Genomic DNA, 16,518 nt, shown 5'->3' with positions numbered 1-16,518 from the left:
CCACCAAGGAGATCGACACCGCATGACCTCATTCACCCGCACCATCCGTCGTACCGCCGCGGTCGCCGTGGCCCTCGCCGCGGGCAGCGCGGTCCTGACCGGCACCGCGACCGCCGAGGCCGGCACAGCGACCGGCTCGGCCGTCACCTCCGCACCGCTGGTGAGAGGCCTGTACCAGTCGGCGTACTCCGAGCGGAACGACGCCCTGTGGGTCACCACCGCCGTGGGCCGGCCGCCGGTCACCAACTCCAGCCTGCTGAAGGTCGACCCGGACACCCTGGCGATCGAGGCGACGTACACGCCGCCGGTCACCGACGCGACCACCGGTGCCCTCGAAGCCGTCTACGGTGTCGCCGTCGACGACGAGCACAACACCGTCTGGACGACGAACACCCGCAGCAACACCGTCGCCGTCTACAGCCAGAAGACCGGCGAGCACCTCGCCACGCTGCCGGACGTGGCGCACGCCCGCGAGATCGTCGTCGACGAGCGGCACAACACGGTGTGGGCGAGCGCCTTCGGCTCCGGCACCCTCGTCGCCTACGACAGCAAGACCTTCGAGGAGAAGGAGCGCGTCACGGTCGAGGGCTCCAGCCCGACGGGCCTCGCCGTGAACGAGAAGACCGGCACGGTGTACGCCGCCGATCTGGCCGGCGACCGGATCATCGAGGTGTCCCGCGGCTCCGAGACCCCGCGGCTCATCCCCACGGGTGACGGCCCGATCTCGGTCTCGCTGTCCAAGAGCGGCCGGTTCGCCTACACCGCCGACCAGGCGGCCGGCACCGTCTCGGTCGTCAACCTCAAGGAGGGGACTGTCACCAAGTCCGTGGCCACCGGGGCGGGTGCCCTGTCCGTGGCCACCGACGAGCGTTCGGGCAATGTCCTGGTTGCCAACCGTACGGCCGCCAACGTCACGGTGGTCGACCCGCGCGAAGGGGCCGTCGTGGAGACCGTGGCCACCGGCGCCAACCCGAACTACGTCGAGGTCGCCGACGGCACCGCGTACGTGGTGGACAAGTCGGGCTCCGGCCCGGCGGGCGAAGACCTGGTGACCCGCATCAGCCTCGGTCGCTGAGACACGGCACGTCCACAACTCGTCCGGGGGTCCTGCCCGTCGCAGCCGCGCGATGGGCAGGGCCCCCGGATCTGCCGGGGCAGTAACGACGCGTGCTAGCATCGCCCCACCCCATTGACAGGAATCCTGTCAATGAGTGAGACGGTTCGACGATCGGAACGGTATGTCTCTCCTCGCCCGGCCGGCCGTGGCCGCCTTCGCCGCCAAGTCGATGCAGCGCCTCGTCGTGGCGGCGAGCCGACGCTCCCAAGGCCGCGGCTCCAACGCTTCCCTGCACGGCCGCTTCCCGGAATTCCCGCGCGACGTACGGGAGTTGACCGTCCCCACCTCGGTCGCTCCGGCCCGGGTCGTGGTGTACATGCCCGCGGCCACGAGTGAGGGCTCGCCTCCGCCGGTGCACGTCAACTTCCACGGTGGCGGCTACGTCATGCCCGTGACGGAGATCGACGATCCGCTCTGCCGCTTCCTGGCGGCGGAGGCGGGTGTGGTCGTGATCAACGTGGACTACGCCGTCGCCCCGCAACACCGGTTCCCCGCCCCGCCCCGTCAGGCGTACGAGGTCGTCCGGTGGATCGCCTCGCACGGTGACGAGCACGGCTGGGACGGCAGCAGGCTCAGCGTGGGCGGGCAGAGCGCCGGCGGCGGTCTCGCCGCGGCCGTCGCGCGCCAGGCCCTGGAGGAGGGCGGGCCTTCGATCGCGCTCCAGGTCCTGCACTACCCGCCGCTGGACCTCGTGACCGGCGCCAAGAACAAGCGCGCCGCAATCTCCAAGCCGATGCTGCGCCCCTGGATGGGTGAGATTTTCGACAGCGCGTACGTGCCGGACCCGCGCGAGCGCGCCGACCGGCTGGCGTCTCCCGCCCATCCGTCGGACACCGCGGACCTCAAGGGCATCGCCCCGGCCCTGGTGATCACCGCGGAGTTCGACCTCCTCAAGGAGGAGGGCGAGCGCTACGCCGAGCGCCTGCGGACAGCGGGCGCGCTGGTCGAGCACCACGACGTGCCCCAGGCCGATCACGGGTACGACGGCACGGACGACGAGAAGGCCCGGGAGGTCTACGCCCTGATCTCGCGGCAGGTGCGGCAGGCGGTCAACTCGGAGGCATCCGAGGCAGGTTGAGCAGGCGTCAACGTCGGGCTCCCGACAACCGTTGAGCAGACAGCCAACGCCGAAGCGCCCGCCGGGCCCCGTCCAACGGGCCCGGCGGGCGCCGGCGTTCGGACTCGGCGGCAGGGGCAGCGCCTCACAGCGGACGCCCCCGCCACCTGTCCCTCCATCCCCCTTCGTGGAGACCTGCTGAGCCCGGCTATCCGAGCTCGGGCGGCGTGACACCCAACTTCTCGGCGCTCTCCAGCAGTTCGCGCCACACCTTCGGCGCCACGGGTACCCCCTTCTCGCCACGCTCCACGGCCACGGCCGCGCTGCGCTCGCCGGGGTAGAACACGCCCGCCGCGTCGTCCGCCGCCGGCAGGGCCTTGAGGGTGCTCAGCGTGGCGTCGACAGCGGCGGTGAAGCCCTCCGCGTCGCCGAAGGCCGCCGGGTCGATCGCGATCAGCAGGGCGTTCTGGCGGTGCTTGCGGCCCTGGGGGTCGTCCGAGTGGAAGGCGGCGAAGATCGGTGCGCCGACGAGCACGCTGGTGAGCAGCTCGAAGGCGAGCGACATGCCGGACCCCTTGACGCCGCCCAGCGGCAGCGGCATGACCGCAAGCGCCGGGTCGGTGGTCGGCGTGCCGTCCGCGGTGGCCGCGGCGCCCTCGGGCAGCGGGGTGCCGCTCGCCTTGGCCTGGCGGATCTTGCCCAGGGCAATGGTGGCGGTGGCCATGTCGAGCAGGAGCGGTGCGTGACTCTCGGCGGGCACGGCGATGGCGAGCGGACTGGTGGCGACGGCGGCGCCCTTGACCCCGGTGTAGCCCATGTTGGGCATTCCGGCGACGAAGCCGATGCCGACCAGGCCCTGTTCGGCGATCTTCGAGACGTAGTAGCCGATGGCACCGGTGTGGACGGTGTGGCGTACTCCGACGGTGGCGATGCCGGTCGTCCTGGCCCGCGTCACCGCCTCCTCGGCCGCGGCGGTGAGCGCCACCGGGCCGGGTGCGCGGTCGGCGTCGAGGACGGCGGCGGCCGGCGTGCTGGACTCCAGCCTGATGTCGGGCTCGGCGTTGGCCACACCCTTGGCGAGCAGCTCCAGGTAGGCCGGGATGCGCGCGGTGCCGTGGGAGTCGACGCCGCGCTGAGCGGCCCAGACGAACACCTCGGCGGTGGTGCGGGCGTGCTCGGGGCTGAGGCCGCCCTTCTCTAGGAGGGCGGCGCCGAAGGTGCGCAGGTCCTCGGCGGGGACCAGGACCTTGCCGGGCTTGGGGGTCGGTGTGTCGGTCATGGTGGCGGGTGCCTCCTGGATCAGCGGGTGACGAGGACGTCGACGACGGCGGTGGTGCCCTCCGCCACGGCCTTGAGCGCGCGCTCCAGGGCGGGGGCGAGCGCGTCAGGCGCGTCGACGGTCTCGGTGTGCATGCCGAACGGCTCGGCGAACTGCGCGAGTCGGGGCAGCCGGTGCAGGTCGGTGCCGAGCCACTCGCCGGTCTCGGCCGCCGCGCCCTCGGGGTAGAACCTGCGGTGGTTGAGGTTCATCGACTTGTAGACGCGGTTGTTGAAGACCACGATCAGCAGCGGCAGTTCGTAGGCGTTGGAGGCGTCGTACGACTGGATGACCGGGTTGTACGTGAACGCGCCGTCGCCGATCGTGAGCACCACGGGCCGCTCCTTGGCGGCGAGTTTGACTCCGAGCGCGACCGCCATGCCCTGGCCGAGACCGCCCTGCACATAGAAGTACGAGTCGGGGTCGGAGGTCTGTACATGGCGCTTGACCACACGGCTGTGCGTGATGGTCTCGTCGACGACGATCGCGTCCTGACCGTCGAGGAGCCCGCGCAGGGTCGCGGCGACGAGCACCGGATCGATGCCCTCGGCCTGCGCCGCCTTCGCTTCGACGGCGGCGATCGCGGCCTGCTCGTCGGCGTGCCGCTCCTCCTGCGCCGCACGGCGCGCGGTGACAACGGCCACGTCCAGATCCTTGGCCCGCTTGGCGAGTTGGCGCAGGGTGTTGGCGACGTTGCCTTCCAAGTACTTGTCCGCAAACAGGACTTGGTAGACGACGTGCGGGCGCTGCGGCACCTCGTCGATGACGACGATCGTCGCCTTGGAGGGGCGGCGCGACGGCGGGTAGAAGGGAGCCCGGCAGTTGACGAGCAGAATCAGGTCCGCCTCGTCCATCCACGGCCCGATGTCGCTGCCGGCGTGCAGCGGGTGGGTGCGCGGGAAGTTGCCGCACACCGCCGAGTCGGGCTCGACGACCGGGATGTTCCACGCCTCGGCGAAGGCGACGAGCGCCTCGAAGCCACCCGCCTCGCGGCCTGCCGTCTCCGTCACGATCACGGGGTTGACGGCCTCGCGGATCAGCTGGGCGACGGGGTCGACCTCTTCGGGCGAGCTGTGGGTGGAGCCCGGCGGGACGATGGGCTTGGCCTCGCGGCCGTCCCAGTCCTCCAGGAGGATCTCCAGCGGGATGTTGAGGTACGCCGGTCCTGCCGGGGCCCGCCAGGACAGTTCCGCCGCCCGCGCGATCATCGTGGGCAGGGTGTGCACGCTGGCGGCCTCGTTGGACCACTTCGTGAACGGCTGGGCGATCTGGTGCGGGCCGCCCACGATCGACAGGTTGCGGTACCACTGGCCGCCCGGGTCCTGCCCCGGCCCGTCGCCGTACGTGGTCGACTCCGAGGAGGTGACCACCATCGGGACGCCCGCGAGGAGCGCGCCGTGGACCGCCATCGAGCCCTGCAGCAGGCCGGGGGCCGCGTGCAGCAGCACGCCCTGCGGCCGGCGCTTGACGAGTCCGTAGCCGGTGGCCATGCCGACGGCGACGGTCTCGTGGGTGAGGTCCAGGTACTCCGGTGCGGGCTCCCCGTCCCGGTGGCGCCGGGCCAGGGACTCCCAGACCGGGGCCCATTCGGACCCCGAGGAGCAGAAGATGTAGTCGGCGCCGACGGCGTTGAAGGCGGAGACGACGGCGTCACCGCCGTCGGCGCCTGGCGTGTTGTTGGTGTCCGTCATCTCAGGTGTTTCCTCAGCCCTCGATCGGCCAGTCAAGGACCTCGCTGATGCCGCGGCCCATGATCCATTCAAGCTCTTCGGGCGTGAAGTCGTAGTGCTTGGTGAACTGCTCGACCGTGTCGGTGTACGTGATGCCGTGGCCAAGGAGGCGGGTGATGTCGGTGCCGTAGAAGCAGCGCTCCGGGCCCATCTTGTCGACCATCTCGCGCACGTACTGCTCGATGTTCTTGTTCGGGAAGGGCTGCGTCGAGTAGCCGGGGAGGGCCGACACCTTGACGTAGATGTTGGGGTGCTTGGCCAGGTCCGCGGTCTCCGCGACCCAGTAGCCGATCGCGTCGTCGACGCAGCGGGCCATGATGCCCATGTGGTCGATGATGATCTTCAGGCCGGGGTGCTTGGCGGCGATCTGACCGAGCTCACGCTTCCAGATCGGGGCGTGCACCATGGTCGGGACGGCGAGCTCCTCGGCGACCGGCCAGTACCAGTCGTTGGTGCCGTCGATCATCCAGTTGCGGTCCTGCGGGCGGTGGAAGGTGAGCCGGGTGCCCTTGATGTGCGGGTTCTGCGCGAAGTCCTTGAGCATCGCGGTGCCCTCGACCTCGTTGTCCTGCGGGACGCGGGCCATGATGCCGAAACGGTCCGGGTGCGCCTCGCAGGCCTCGAGCGCGTAGTCGATGCGGTTGCCCTCCCACGAGGGGGGCAGGATCAGCGCCCGGTTGATGCCGGCCTCGTCCATGAGCTCGAGGGCCTCCTCGTAGGAGAAGGCCTCCTCGCGGTGCCCGTTGAGGCGGATGCGCTCACGCGCGCCCGGGACCCAGGGGCGGTCCGGGGTCTCTTCCTTCCAGATGTGGATCTGGGTGTCGACAACGAACATGTCTTCGGCCGTTTCTCTTCGACAGGGGTGGCGGGGTGGTGCGGATGGAACGCTAGGCGGGCGTGAGCCCTTTGCAGAGACCTGGGGATGCAAGCAGTTGTTGCGCGAAAGTCCGCTGTACGCAGGGCATTCTCAGGTTGCGGAGACGTCGCCGAAGACGGTGCCGACGATGTGCTCCGCGATCGCCATGGAGGCAGTGGCGGCAGGCGAGGGCGCGTTGCGGACGGCGGTGATCCGGCCCACCTGATGGATGCGGAAGTCGTCCACGAGCGTGCCGTCCGGGTCCAGTGCCTGGGCACGCACCCCGGCCCCGCCGCGGACCACGTCCGAGACACCGACCCCAGGGACGTACAGCTTGGCGTCCTTCATGAAGGCCGCCTTGGACAGCGAGCCGCGGTACTCCTTGATGCCGGTCCGCCAGTGCTGGGCCGCCATCTTCCAGGAGCCGGGGTAGGCCGCGAGTCCGGCGAGGTCCTTGAGCGAGACCTTGCTGAGCCGGTAGCCCTCCCTGGCCAGGGCCAGGACGGCGTTGGGGCCGACCTCGACCGAGCCGTCGACGCGTGGAGTGAAGTGCACGCCGAGGAAGGGATAACGCGGGTCCGGGACCGGGTAGATGAGCCCGCGCACCAGGTCCGTGCGCTCCCGTTTGAGGAGCATGTACTCGCCCCGGAACGGGATGATCCTCGGGGCCTTCTTGTCCTGGGCGAGGCCCGCGACGGAGTCCGAGTGGAGGCCCGCGCAGAGGATCAGCCGGTCGACGCGTACCCGGTCCTGCCCGGAGGCCACCTCGATCCCGCCGGGCACGTTGGTGATGGAGGTGACCGGGAAGCCGAGCCGCACCTCGCCGCCCGCGGCCTCGATGTCCTTGGCGAACTCCCGGGCGATCGCCGGGTAGTCGGTGATCGCGGTGCGCGGGGAGTGCAGGGCCGCGATGCCCCCGGCATGGGGCTCGAGCTCCTTGATCTCCTCCTTGGAGACCTTCCTCAACTCGGGCACGTGGTTGTTCCTGGCCCGCTGGTAGAGGTTCTCCATCCGGCCCAGCTCGTCCTGGCGCACCGCCATGACGAGCTTGCCGATCTCCGCGTACGGCAGCCCGCGTTCCTGGCAGTACTCGCGCAGGATGGACACGCCCCGCACGCACAGGTCCGCCTTGAGGCTGCCCGGCGCGTAGTAGATCCCCGCGTGCACCACGCCCGAGTTGTGCCCGGTCTGGTGGACGGCGACCTCCCGCTCCTTCTCCAGCACCACGACCCGGGTGCCGGGGCGGCGCAGGGCGATCTCGCGGGCGGTGGCCAGCCCCACGATGCCGGCGCCGACGATGCCGATCGTCTCGTCAGCCATCGGCATCCTCCTTTCCTTGCAGCGGGCCGTCAGCCGAAGTGGATGGCGACGGTCTTGACGCGCGTGTAGAAGCGCAGGGCTTCCTCGCCCTGCTCCTTGAAGGGCGATCCGGAATCGCGGAAGCCGCCGAAGGGGTGGTGGACGTCCCAGCCGGAGGTGGTGGTGTTCACCGCGACCTGGCCGCACTCGGCCTCTTCGGCGAACCGGTGGGCGGCGCCCAGGTTCTGGGTGAAGACGGCGGCCGCGAGGCCGAAGTCGGAGTCGTTGACCGCCTCGACGGCCTCCTCGAAGGAGTCCACCGCGCGCAGCGCGACGACGGGGCCGAACACCTCCTCGTGCCAGATGTCCGCGTCCGGCGTCACGTCACCGAGCACGGTCGGGTTGACGTAGCAGCCGTGGCTCAGCGCCTCGTCCTTCGGCTGGTCGCCGCCCGCAAGGACCGTGGCGCCCTGCTTGACGGCGCGCTCGATGTCGGACAGGACGCCGTCGCGCTGGCGGGCGCTCACCAGCGGCCCCATCGTGGTGCCCTCGGCGAGGCCGGGTCCGACGCGCAGCGCGGCGGCCTCGCCGAGCAGCCGGCTGGTGAACTCCTCGTACACGGACCGCTCGACGATCACCCGGCTGGTGGCGGTGCAGCGCTGCCCGGCCTGTGCGAAGCCGGCGGCGGCGACCGCCTTGGCTGCGGCGTCGAGGTCGGCGTCGGCGAGGACGACGGTGGCGTTCTTGCCACCGAGCTCGCCCTGGAAGCGGACGTTGCGGCCGGCGAGCTGGGCGCGCAGGCCCTCGCCGACCTCGTTGCTGCCGGTGAAGGTGAGCGCGGCGAGCCGCGGGTCGGCGATCAGCGCCTCGGAGATCTGCGCGCCGCGGCCGGTGATCACGTTGAGGACCCCGGCCGGCAGGCCCGCGTCGTGCAGGGCGCGGGCGAAGTGCAGGGCGGCCTGCGGGGTGTCGGTGGCCGGCTTGAGGAGAGCCGCGTTGCCTGCCGCGAGGGTGGGCGCCAGCTTGCGGGCCGGGGTGATCAGCGGGTCGTTCCACGGGGTGATCGCGAGGACGATGCCGATCGGCTCGCGCTGGAAGCTGGTCCGGGTGTCCGGGCGTACGTCGTGCACCAGCGTCCCGTAGCCCTGGCGGGCGATGCCCGCGTAGTACTCCAGGAAGTCGGCTGCCTTGATCGTCTCGCCCGTGGCCTCGGCACGGGTCTTGCCCATCTCGGTGGCCAGGTCCTCAGCGATCTCGGCGACGCGCTCGCGCAGCAGCCGGGCCGCATCCGTCATGATCCGGGCGCGTTCGAAGGGGCTGGTGCGCTTCCAGACGGCGAAGCCCCGCTCGGCGTGGTCATAGGCGCGGGTGACGTCGGCGGCGCTCAGTGCGGGGACGCGGGCGACAGGGGTGCGCAGGTCGGAGGGGTCGTGGACATCGATCCACTCGCCGGTCGCCAACCACTCTCCACCGGAGAGGGTTTCCAGGGTTCGCATTGAAGATCACTTCCTTCGTCCGCCGCGGTGCGGGTTCCGCGGTCTGCACAGGCAGCGGCCATACGGGCCGAATGCGACAACACACCATGTCGGGGCGGTGCCACCACCCCCGCGACGGCAGTCATTGCTTGCGCCGCGCGCGGGCCGTCGGGCGGGTGTTCCGTGCTGGAATCGGCAGGCCGGACGGCATGTGCGATGCCGTCCCCCGAGCAGTAAGAGCCGTAAGAGCCGTAAGAGCCCTAAGGAGAGAACAGATGGCCTACGCAGTCGTCGCCCACTACCGGTGCGAGCCCACCGACGAGGCCACGGTGCGCGCCGCGCTGCTCAAGATGCGCGAGCACACCCGCGCCGAGCCGGCGAACCTGGCGTACGAGGTGCACGCCGAGGCCGGCCAGGAGGGCAGCTTCGTGCTGTACGAGCAGTACACCGACCGCGCCGGCTTCGACGCGCACGCTGCCGCGGACTACTTCGCCGAGCTGATCGTGGCCACCGTGCGACCGCTGCTGACCGAGCGGACGGTGACCTTCGCCGAGGTGCTCTGAAGGTTCCCTTTACGCCCCGGCCGGGAAGCGCATCCGCGCTTCCCGGCCGTCGACGTCTCAGAACTCGTTGCCCCAGCAGTAACGCGCGAGCGTCTCCACCAGAACCAGCTTGAGGCGCTGCTCCTCGGTGCTCAGCAGCGGGCGTACGGCCAGGTCGGCGAAGCCGCGCGACGGCGAGATCGCCATGTCCTCCAGGTCCTTGACCTCGGCGGCCGCGTCGATACGGGCCATCACCTCGTCGATGCCCTCCAGCTCGGGCACGGTCGCGTCCACGACACCCAGGCACACGTCCCGGTCTTCGGGCATGGCCTTGAGCAGGTCCACCTCGGCCGCGGTGCCCTTGTCGTACGGCAGGATCCAGCGGTCGGCGGGGATCTCCCCGTACAGCCGCTCGGCCTTGCTCCGGTCCACCGCGGCGGGCGCCGCCCAGCCTGGGCAGAGACCCACCCGTACGCCTTCGGGCCGCGCGTCCAGACGTACCGCCAGAGCCTCGACGGCAAGGGCGTCCTCGAAGGAGAGCGCGCCGACGGCGGCGGGCTCGGTGGCAGTGTGGGCGAGCAGGAGCGGGTTGTTCAGCTGGATCAGGCGGACGCCTCGGGAGACGAGGAGCTCGATCTCCGCGTTGATGATCTCCGCCAGGGCCTCGCCGAGTTCACGGGCCGAGGAGGGACCGCCGGAGGCCGCGAGTTCGGGCGCGAAGGTGGTGGCGGCGAGGTAGGCCGGGGAGGGCAGGGAGACCTTGGGGGCGATCCAGGTCAGGTCCGCCAGCTTGCTCGCCGAGTCGGCGGCCAGCGGGTGGTTGGCCTTGGGCAGCGCCTCGGCCACCCAGCGGGACAGGCCGTCCGCCGTCTCCTCGCCGGTACGCCGGAAACCGGAGACGGCGTCGAAGACTGCGCTGCGGAAGTCCTCGCGGAGGAAGTCCCCGTCGGTGACGACCGTGGAGCGCAGCTTGCGCTGGAAGGTCACCACCTCCTTGACCGCCTCGGTCTCGGCCGTGTGCAGGGCCTCGGGGTCGCCCTGCGCCCGCGCGGCGATGAGCTCGGCGGGGCGGACCAGGCTGCCGTGGTGGTCGATGCGGTAGTTGAACGTATCCGCCATGATCAGACCGCCTTCTCGGTGTTCCCGGCCGGCTTGCCCGCGACGCCCCAGGCGGCGAACTCCAGCTCGTAGCCGAGGGATTGAAGGATCTCGTCGGCGATCTGCTGGTCCTCGTCCGCGGTGCCGCCGGCGATGCCGAGGCCGCCGATGATCTCGCCGTCCTTCTTGATCGTCATGCTGCCCTCAGTGGCCATGATCGGCATGGCGGCGCCCGGCAGTTGGGAGAGCTGGGAGAAGAAGACCGGCTGGCTCTCCTGCCACTTCTTCAGCATCTTGCCGGGCCGCTGCATCACGGCCGCGGTGTACGCCTTGGCGCGGGCGATGTCCGGGGTCAGCGGACGTGCCCCGTCCGAGCGGCGGACGCTGATGACGAAGCCGCCCGCGTCCACCACGGCGACGCTCACCGCTTTCCCGAGCGACTGGGCGCGCTTGAGGGCGGCGTCGATGATCTCTTCGGCGGCGTCGAGGGTGAGGCTGCTCATGCGGCTTCCTTCTGTGCGGTGAGGGTGCGGCGCAGGCGGGCGACGGCCGCGTTGTACTGCGCCGGCGTCTCCCAGTACATGGAGTGCGGGGCGTCCGGGACGATCTCCAGGTGCGAGCCGGGCGTCAGCTCGTGGGCGCGGGTCACGGTCTTCACGCTGAGCACCGCGTCCTTCTCGCCGGCCAGGAAAGCGACCTTGACGCCCGAGGCCTCGATGTCCTCCAGGGACGGGCCGTTGGTGTCGAGGTTGCGCAGGTCGGCCATCTTCGCGACGTTGAAGGTGCCCATCTGCTGGAAGAGGAAGGTGAGGTCGGCCCGCTCCTGCTGGAACCGCTTGGTCAACAGGCGGTCGATGACCGGGAGTTTGACGGCCTCGGCGCGGTCGGCGGCGGCCAGTTCCTTGAGCTCGGGGTGGCTGATCCCGCCGAGCGAGTGGCCGAGGACGACCGAGCCGACCCGCTCGGGGCGGAGCAGACCGGCGCGCAGGGCGGCCACCGAGCCGATGGACTGGCCCACCAGCATGGCATCGGTCAGGTCCTCGGCGTCCAGGACGGCGACCACGTCGCCGGGGAAGTCCTGGCCGTCGAACTCGGGCATCGACGAGTCGGACTTGCCGAAGCCGCGCAGGTCCACGGTGACGACCGTGAACTCCTCGCGCAGCGCGGCCACTTGCTGCCACCAGGCGGCGTGGTGCCCGCCACTGCCGTGCACGAACAGGATCGCCGGACCGCTGCCGTGGCGCTCGTAGTAGATGGAGGTGCCGTCGGAGTCGGCGAGAGGCATAGGGGTGAACTCCTAGCAGAGGGCGATCAGTTGGGGCGCTTGCCGTGCCAGACCAGCTCGATCATGGTGTGGTCGGGGTCGTGGATGTAGCAGAACTTGGACTGGTTCTCGGGGCGCTCGATCGGGCGGGTGTGCCGGATGCCGAGCTCCTTGAGGTGGGCGAGGAAGTCGTCCCAGTCGTCGACCTCGACGGCGAAGTGATAGGGCGCCATGCGCTCCATCTCCTCGACCGGGGTGAAGTGCAGGTCGAAGTTGCCGCGGGTCATCAGCACCACTTTGGTGTTGGACTTGGGCATGATCCGCTTCAGTCCGAAGACCTTCGTGTACCACTCGGCGGTGCGGTCGGGGTCGGTGGTGGGGAAGTTGACGTGGTGGATGTAGCGGGGTGCGTTGCTCATGCGTGAATCCCTTCTGGATGTACGGGGTTGGACAGCACGCCGATGCCGGAGATCTCGACGTCGACGGTGTCGCCCGGCTCGATCTGGCAGGTGGACTCGGCGCCCATCCACAGCACGTCGCCCGGGTGCATGGTGATGTGCTTGGTGATCTCGACGATGTAGTCGTAGGGGTCGAAGACCATGTCGCCGGTCGGGAATGCGGCGCGGACCTCACCGTTGACGCGGAGCGTGGTCGTCTGGGCGAGCGCGTCGACGTCGGTCTCGATCCAGGGCCCCATGGGCTTGAACGTGTCGCTGTTCTTGCTGCGCCAGAACGTGCGGTCCTCGTGCTGCCAGGTGCGGGCACTGATGTCGTTGCCGATGGTCCAGCCGAAGACGGACTTGCGCGCTTCCTCGTGGGTGGCGTGCCGCAGGGTGCGGCCGATGACCGCGACGAGTTCCGGCTCGGCCTCGAACCGGCCCGCCACCTCGGCCGGCTTCACGATGGGTGAAAGGTGCCCGGTCAGCGCGTTGTTGGCCCGGTAGCCCACCTCGGGGCGGCTGGGCACCTGGGCGCCGGCGTGCGCGATGTGCCGCGGGTAGTTGAAGCCGACCGCGTAGAACACGGGCGGGACGACGACGGGCAGCCAGGTCGCGGTGGCACGTGACACCGTGCCGATGACGGTGGGACTGCACTCGACATGCGGCTGGCACCGCGTGGCGCTGAGCGGGGACTCGGACAGCAGCTCGATGTCCTCCTCCCCCACGCGGCCCCACACCGCTCGTCCGCCGACCGAGACACGGGTGTATCGCATGGCGCCTCAGCCCGCCAGCAGGTGGGAGACGCGCTTGGTGACCAGGTAGGCGTCCAGGGCCTCGGGGCCGCCCTCCCTGCCGTAGCCGCTGTCCTTGACACCGCCGGAGGGGGCCTCGCTGACGGAGCCGCCGCAGTGGTTGAGGGAGAGGATTCCGGCCTCCAGTTCGCGCACCAGGCGCTCGGCGGTGGCGGCGGACTCGGTGAAGCCGTAGGCGGCGAGACCGTACGGCAGCGCGTTCGCGACGGCGAGCGCCTCGTCGAGGTCGCTGAAGGGGACGATGGGCGCGATCGGCCCGAACGGCTCCTCGTGCATCAGGTCCGCGTCCGCCGGTACGTCGGTCAGGACGGTCGGCGCGAAGAAGTAGCCCGCGCGGTCCAGGCGTGCGCCGCCCGTGCGGACGGTGGCTCCGCGGCTGACGGCGTCGTCGGTCAGGCGCTGGATGGCCTGGAGCCGGCGCTCGTTGGCGAGCGGTCCCATGGTGGTGCCCTCCGCCAGGCCGTCGCCGACGACGATCGCCTCGGCGGCCTTCACGAACTCGGCGGTGAAGTCCTCGACGAGGCTCTCGTGGACCAGGAAGCGGCTCGGCGAGGTGCAGACCTGTCCGGCGTTGGCGAACTTCGCCTGTGCGGCACGGCGCGCGGCCCTGGCCGGGTCGGCGTCCGCGCACACGATCACCGGGGCGTGGCCGCCCAGCTCCATCAGGGAGGGCTTCATGACCTCACCCGCGGCGGCGGCGAGCAGCTTGCCCACGGGGACCGAGCCGGTGAAGGCGACGAGGCGGACGACCGGGGAGGCGATCAGATGGGCGGAGACCTCCGCCGGTTCACCGAAGACCAGGTTGAGGACACCGTCGGGGAGTCCGGCGTCCACGAAGCAGCCGACGAGGGCCGCGGCGGTGGCCGGGGTCTCCTCGGAGGCCTTGATGATGATGGAGCAGCCGGCCGAGAGCGCGGAGGAGATCTTCCGCATCGGCCCGCCCGCGGGGAAGTTCCAGGGGACGAAGGCGGCGACGGGCCCGAGGGGTTCGCGGCGCACGGACAGCAGCGTGCCGGGCGCCGAGGGAATGATGCGGCCGTAGGCGCGGCGGGCGTCGTCAGCGTGCCAGCGCAGGGTGCCCGCGACGCGGTTGGCCTCCCCGACCGCCTCGGCGAGGGGCTTGCCCTGCTCCACGGTCATGATCCGGCCGACCTCCACACTGCGCTCCTCCAGGAGGTCGGCGGCGGCGTGCAGGATGGCGGTGCGCTTGACGATGGGGGTGTCGCGCCAGGTCTTGAAGCCTTCGCCGGCGGAGTCGAGGGCGCGGTCCAGATCGGCGGTGGTGGCGAGCGGTACTTCCCCGATCGCCACCTCGGTGGCCGGGTTCACGATCGGGGCGGTGCGTCCGGTGCCGCCTTGGCACCACTCGCCCGCTATGTACATGCGGACGGCGGGGTAGCCGTGGTCGGTGGTCATCAGTGGGTGCCCTTTCAGGCCGGCGAGCGAAATGAACAGGGGGCTGGGTCAGGAGGCGGGGGCGTCCTGCTGGTCGCGGTTGGTGCGCAGCGCCCAGATGTGGTGGGGCGGCGTGGTCTCGTGGACGCGGGTCTCGTACGTGTCGTCGACCCGGTCCATGTCGGCGGCGTACTCGACCCGCCCGCCGCACGGCGCGTGCACGAACCGGAAGACGTTGGAACCGACGGTGTGGCGGCCGAGCTTGCGTGCCTCGCGCCAACCCTGGTCGATCATGTGGTTGCCGCCCTCGATGACGTCGTCGAAGCCGGGCACCTCGTAGGCGATGTGGTTGACGCCGGCCTTGTCGGGGCGGTGGCACAGCAGCATCGTGTGCTGGTCCTCGTCGCCCGGCGCCTGCATGAAGACGCCCATGGGCTCGACCACGTCGGTGGGCCGGAAACCGAGGAGCTCCACGTAGAACCCGACGGCCTTCTCCCGGCCCTCCTTGGGGATGTTGAGCGCCACGTGGCACATCCGCAGGGGGTGGACCCGGGTGATCGCCTCCAGCGCGGTGTTCCAGCGGTTGACGCTGCCCAGCGCGTTGGCGGGGCGCGGGGTGACGGGCGCGGGCCTCGGCCGGGCCAGGGTCAGACCGACGCCGAAGCCTGTCTCGTCCACGGTGTGGAACACGCCGGCGGCGTCCTCGCGGAGGGCGCGGTCACGGCCGACGGCCGCCACCAGCCGCTCCAGTTCCTCCTGGGTGTCGACGCCCCACACCACCTCACGGAGGGTGGGGCCGCCTTCCACCGGGGGCGGCAGCAGCGGGCCGGGGTCGGTGTCGAGGTGGAGCGTCTGACCGGTGAGCGTCTCGAAGACCGCGTACTCGTCGGTCTTCTCCACCAGGAACAGTCCGAAGTCGTCGAAGAACCGGGCGCATTCGCCGAGGTCGGCGATGCTGTAGGTGACCGATTCGATTCTCTGGATTCCCATGGATTCCTCGCTTCGTCGCAGAGCACGCCTGCGGGACTTGTACGGTCACCTACTCCCGGCGATCGTAGATTTGCGGCAGAGGCGGTCTCAACAACCTTGCTGCGCAGGCATCGCAAACGTTTCTTGCACGCCCGGTCGTTTGGTCCGGGCAACGGTCGGGCAGTGTCAGGTCACTTACCGGCCATGGATCAGGTCACTTGTCGATCACCGGAATGGGATTGCTGGAGAACCACTCGGTGAGGAAGTCGAGAAATACGGTGATTTTCCTGGGAGTTGCCTGACCGGGACCGTAAATTGCGTAGAGTGGGCGGTCGGGTACGGCGAGTTCGGGGAGCAGGACCTTCAGCGCGCCGGAGATGAGGTCGTCGTAGGCCGGGCGCTGCGGCAGCAGGGCGATGCCACGGCCGTGCACGGCTGCTTTCTGCAGAGCCAGGTAGGAATTGGACGAGAACGCCACGTTGCGGATCTTGTGCAGTGTGGAGGCGTGGCCGTGGCCGATGCGCCACACGGGGTCGTTGACGTGCACGAGGCACTCGTGGAGCGCGAGGCCGTTCGGCTCGGTGAGCGGGCCTTCCCGGTCCAGGTATTCCTTCGACGCGCACAGCACGAAGGGCAATGAGGCGATCTTCTTGAGCCGGACGCTGGAGTCGCGCAGGTCCCGGGTGTGGAAGGCGACGTCGAATCCGCTGTCCAGGAAATCGTAAGTCCGGTCGGACATTCCGCCGAGTTCGAAGCGGACGTGAATTTTGGGATGCGCCGCCGAGAATGCGGCGATGGCGTCCCCGAGATCCAGACTTCCTATCCACTTGGGGCAGATGATGCTGAGCGTGCCTTCGGCACGGTCATGGAGGTGGGCGATACCCGCGTCCTCGGCCTCGATCTCGTCGAGTATGCGTGCCGCGAATTCGGCGTACCGCTGACCCGGTTCGGTGAGGCTCACCGAACGGGCCGTGCGATTGACCAGACGGACGCCTACCTGCCGTTCCAGTTCGGCCACGTGCCGTGACACGAGCGAGCCGGAAGAGCCCAGCTTCTTGGCGGCTCCACTGAAGCTGCCGACCTGCGCGACGGTGACGAAGCTGTGCATGAGGAGCAAGCGGTCCATGTTTCCTCCGGAAACCCCCT

Annotated in this window: 16 protein-coding genes; 3 read left to right on the top strand and 13 right to left on the bottom strand. The window is 70.2% G+C overall.

What is annotated here, in order from left to right; genetic code table 11:
• Positions 1–22 precede the first annotated feature (22 nt).
• Both OG246_RS30590 and OG246_RS30585 read left to right on the top strand, forming a co-directional pair.
• Positions 23–1,075: a YncE family protein gene (locus OG246_RS30590; protein ID WP_266470380.1), complete on the top strand. Its 1,053-nt coding sequence runs from the start codon at positions 23–25 to the stop codon at positions 1,073–1,075.
• Positions 1,076–1,238: 163 nt separating this feature from the next.
• A complete protein-coding gene (locus OG246_RS30585) occupies positions 1,239–2,195 on the top strand; it encodes an alpha/beta hydrolase (protein WP_266470378.1) in 957 nt (318 codons plus the stop codon).
• A 187-nt stretch (positions 2,196–2,382) separates the two neighbouring features.
• Here OG246_RS30585 and OG246_RS30580 read toward each other — a convergent pair whose 3' ends face one another.
• From OG246_RS30580 to OG246_RS30560, 5 genes are all read right to left on the bottom strand, one after another.
• Complete coding sequence (locus OG246_RS30580; protein WP_266470375.1) at positions 2,383–3,453, bottom strand: Ldh family oxidoreductase; 1,071 nt, start codon at positions 3,451–3,453, stop codon at positions 2,383–2,385.
• A 20-nt stretch (positions 3,454–3,473) separates the two neighbouring features.
• Positions 3,474–5,183, bottom strand: coding sequence for a thiamine pyrophosphate-dependent enzyme (locus OG246_RS30575; protein WP_266470373.1), 1,710 nt, complete (start codon positions 5,181–5,183; stop codon positions 3,474–3,476).
• A 13-nt stretch (positions 5,184–5,196) separates the two neighbouring features.
• A complete protein-coding gene (locus OG246_RS30570) occupies positions 5,197–6,057 on the bottom strand; it encodes an amidohydrolase (protein WP_266470371.1) in 861 nt (286 codons plus the stop codon).
• A gap of 132 nt (positions 6,058–6,189) precedes the next feature.
• Positions 6,190–7,398 (bottom strand): L-2-hydroxyglutarate oxidase, encoded by a 1,209-nt coding sequence (gene lhgO / locus OG246_RS30565; protein ID WP_266470369.1) that lies wholly within the window; start codon positions 7,396–7,398, stop codon positions 6,190–6,192.
• Between the two features lie 29 nt (positions 7,399–7,427).
• Positions 7,428–8,873: an aldehyde dehydrogenase gene (locus OG246_RS30560; protein ID WP_266470367.1), complete on the bottom strand. Its 1,446-nt coding sequence runs from the start codon at positions 8,871–8,873 to the stop codon at positions 7,428–7,430.
• 254 nt (positions 8,874–9,127) lie between these two features.
• Here OG246_RS30560 and OG246_RS30555 point away from each other — a divergent pair, with 254 nt between their 5' ends.
• Complete coding sequence (locus tag OG246_RS30555; RefSeq protein WP_266470365.1) at positions 9,128–9,415, top strand: putative quinol monooxygenase; 288 nt, start codon at positions 9,128–9,130, stop codon at positions 9,413–9,415.
• Positions 9,416–9,472: 57 nt separating this feature from the next.
• On the opposite strand, the gene OG246_RS30550 is transcribed toward OG246_RS30555, so the two are convergent.
• The 8 genes from OG246_RS30550 to OG246_RS30515 all read right to left on the bottom strand — a co-directional run bounded on the left by OG246_RS30550 (position 9,473) and on the right by OG246_RS30515 (position 16,498).
• The gene (locus OG246_RS30550) at positions 9,473–10,513 is read right to left on the bottom strand and encodes a methionine synthase II (cobalamin-independent)-like protein (protein WP_266470364.1); all 1,041 of its coding nucleotides are present in this window, start codon (positions 10,511–10,513) and stop codon (positions 9,473–9,475) included.
• A gap of 2 nt (positions 10,514–10,515) precedes the next feature.
• Entirely contained in the window at positions 10,516–10,995 is a 480-nt protein-coding gene (locus OG246_RS30545; protein WP_266470362.1) for a heme-binding protein, read from the bottom strand.
• Complete coding sequence (locus OG246_RS30540) at positions 10,992–11,777, bottom strand: alpha/beta fold hydrolase (protein WP_266470360.1); 786 nt, start codon at positions 11,775–11,777, stop codon at positions 10,992–10,994. The genes OG246_RS30545 and OG246_RS30540 overlap by 4 nt, the downstream gene beginning before the upstream one ends.
• Before the next feature lie 26 nt (positions 11,778–11,803).
• Positions 11,804–12,175, bottom strand: coding sequence for a VOC family protein (locus tag OG246_RS30535; protein WP_266470358.1), 372 nt, complete (start codon positions 12,173–12,175; stop codon positions 11,804–11,806).
• Complete coding sequence (locus OG246_RS30530) at positions 12,172–12,969, bottom strand: fumarylacetoacetate hydrolase family protein (RefSeq protein ID WP_266470356.1); 798 nt, start codon at positions 12,967–12,969, stop codon at positions 12,172–12,174. Before OG246_RS30530 ends, OG246_RS30535 begins: the two co-directional genes overlap by 4 nt.
• A gap of 6 nt (positions 12,970–12,975) precedes the next feature.
• Entirely contained in the window at positions 12,976–14,424 is a 1,449-nt protein-coding gene (locus OG246_RS30525) for an NAD-dependent succinate-semialdehyde dehydrogenase (RefSeq protein WP_266470352.1), read from the bottom strand.
• Positions 14,425–14,472: 48 nt separating this feature from the next.
• Positions 14,473–15,393, bottom strand: coding sequence for a VOC family protein (locus tag OG246_RS30520; protein WP_266470349.1), 921 nt, complete (start codon positions 15,391–15,393; stop codon positions 14,473–14,475).
• Between the two features lie 193 nt (positions 15,394–15,586).
• Positions 15,587–16,498 carry a LysR family transcriptional regulator gene (locus tag OG246_RS30515; protein WP_266470347.1) on the bottom strand — a complete coding sequence of 304 codons (912 nt, stop codon included), beginning with the start codon at positions 16,496–16,498 and terminating at the stop codon, positions 15,587–15,589.
• Between the last annotated feature and the right edge of the window lie 20 nt (positions 16,499–16,518).

Source organism: Streptomyces sp. NBC_00620 (assembly GCF_026341825.1).
GTDB lineage: Bacteria > Actinomycetota > Actinomycetes > Streptomycetales > Streptomycetaceae > Streptomyces.
Note: the sequence above shows the minus strand (reverse complement) of the source record. Positions and strands in the feature narration are given on the sequence as shown.

What these genes read in the sequence shown, in the direction of transcription:
- OG246_RS30590 (WP_266470380.1), top strand. Translation starts at nt 23, where the DNA reads ATGACCTCATTCACCCGCACCATCCGTCGTACCGCCGCGGTCGCCGTG.
- OG246_RS30585 (WP_266470378.1), top strand. Translation starts at nt 1,239, where the DNA reads ATGTCTCTCCTCGCCCGGCCGGCCGTGGCCGCCTTCGCCGCCAAGTCG.
- OG246_RS30580 (WP_266470375.1), bottom strand. Translation starts at nt 3,453, where the DNA reads ATGACCGACACACCGACCCCCAAGCCCGGCAAGGTCCTGGTCCCCGCC.
- OG246_RS30575 (WP_266470373.1), bottom strand. Translation starts at nt 5,183, where the DNA reads ATGACGGACACCAACAACACGCCAGGCGCCGACGGCGGTGACGCCGTC.
- OG246_RS30570 (WP_266470371.1), bottom strand. Translation starts at nt 6,057, where the DNA reads ATGTTCGTTGTCGACACCCAGATCCACATCTGGAAGGAAGAGACCCCG.
- lhgO (WP_266470369.1), bottom strand. Translation starts at nt 7,398, where the DNA reads ATGGCTGACGAGACGATCGGCATCGTCGGCGCCGGCATCGTGGGGCTG.
- OG246_RS30560 (WP_266470367.1), bottom strand. Translation starts at nt 8,873, where the DNA reads ATGCGAACCCTGGAAACCCTCTCCGGTGGAGAGTGGTTGGCGACCGGC.
- OG246_RS30555 (WP_266470365.1), top strand. Translation starts at nt 9,128, where the DNA reads ATGGCCTACGCAGTCGTCGCCCACTACCGGTGCGAGCCCACCGACGAG.
- OG246_RS30550 (WP_266470364.1), bottom strand. Translation starts at nt 10,513, where the DNA reads ATGGCGGATACGTTCAACTACCGCATCGACCACCACGGCAGCCTGGTC.
- OG246_RS30545 (WP_266470362.1), bottom strand. Translation starts at nt 10,995, where the DNA reads ATGAGCAGCCTCACCCTCGACGCCGCCGAAGAGATCATCGACGCCGCC.
- OG246_RS30540 (WP_266470360.1), bottom strand. Translation starts at nt 11,777, where the DNA reads ATGCCTCTCGCCGACTCCGACGGCACCTCCATCTACTACGAGCGCCAC.
- OG246_RS30535 (WP_266470358.1), bottom strand. Translation starts at nt 12,175, where the DNA reads ATGAGCAACGCACCCCGCTACATCCACCACGTCAACTTCCCCACCACC.
- OG246_RS30530 (WP_266470356.1), bottom strand. Translation starts at nt 12,969, where the DNA reads ATGCGATACACCCGTGTCTCGGTCGGCGGACGAGCGGTGTGGGGCCGC.
- OG246_RS30525 (WP_266470352.1), bottom strand. Translation starts at nt 14,424, where the DNA reads ATGACCACCGACCACGGCTACCCCGCCGTCCGCATGTACATAGCGGGC.
- OG246_RS30520 (WP_266470349.1), bottom strand. Translation starts at nt 15,393, where the DNA reads ATGGGAATCCAGAGAATCGAATCGGTCACCTACAGCATCGCCGACCTC.
- OG246_RS30515 (WP_266470347.1), bottom strand. Translation starts at nt 16,498, where the DNA reads ATGGACCGCTTGCTCCTCATGCACAGCTTCGTCACCGTCGCGCAGGTC.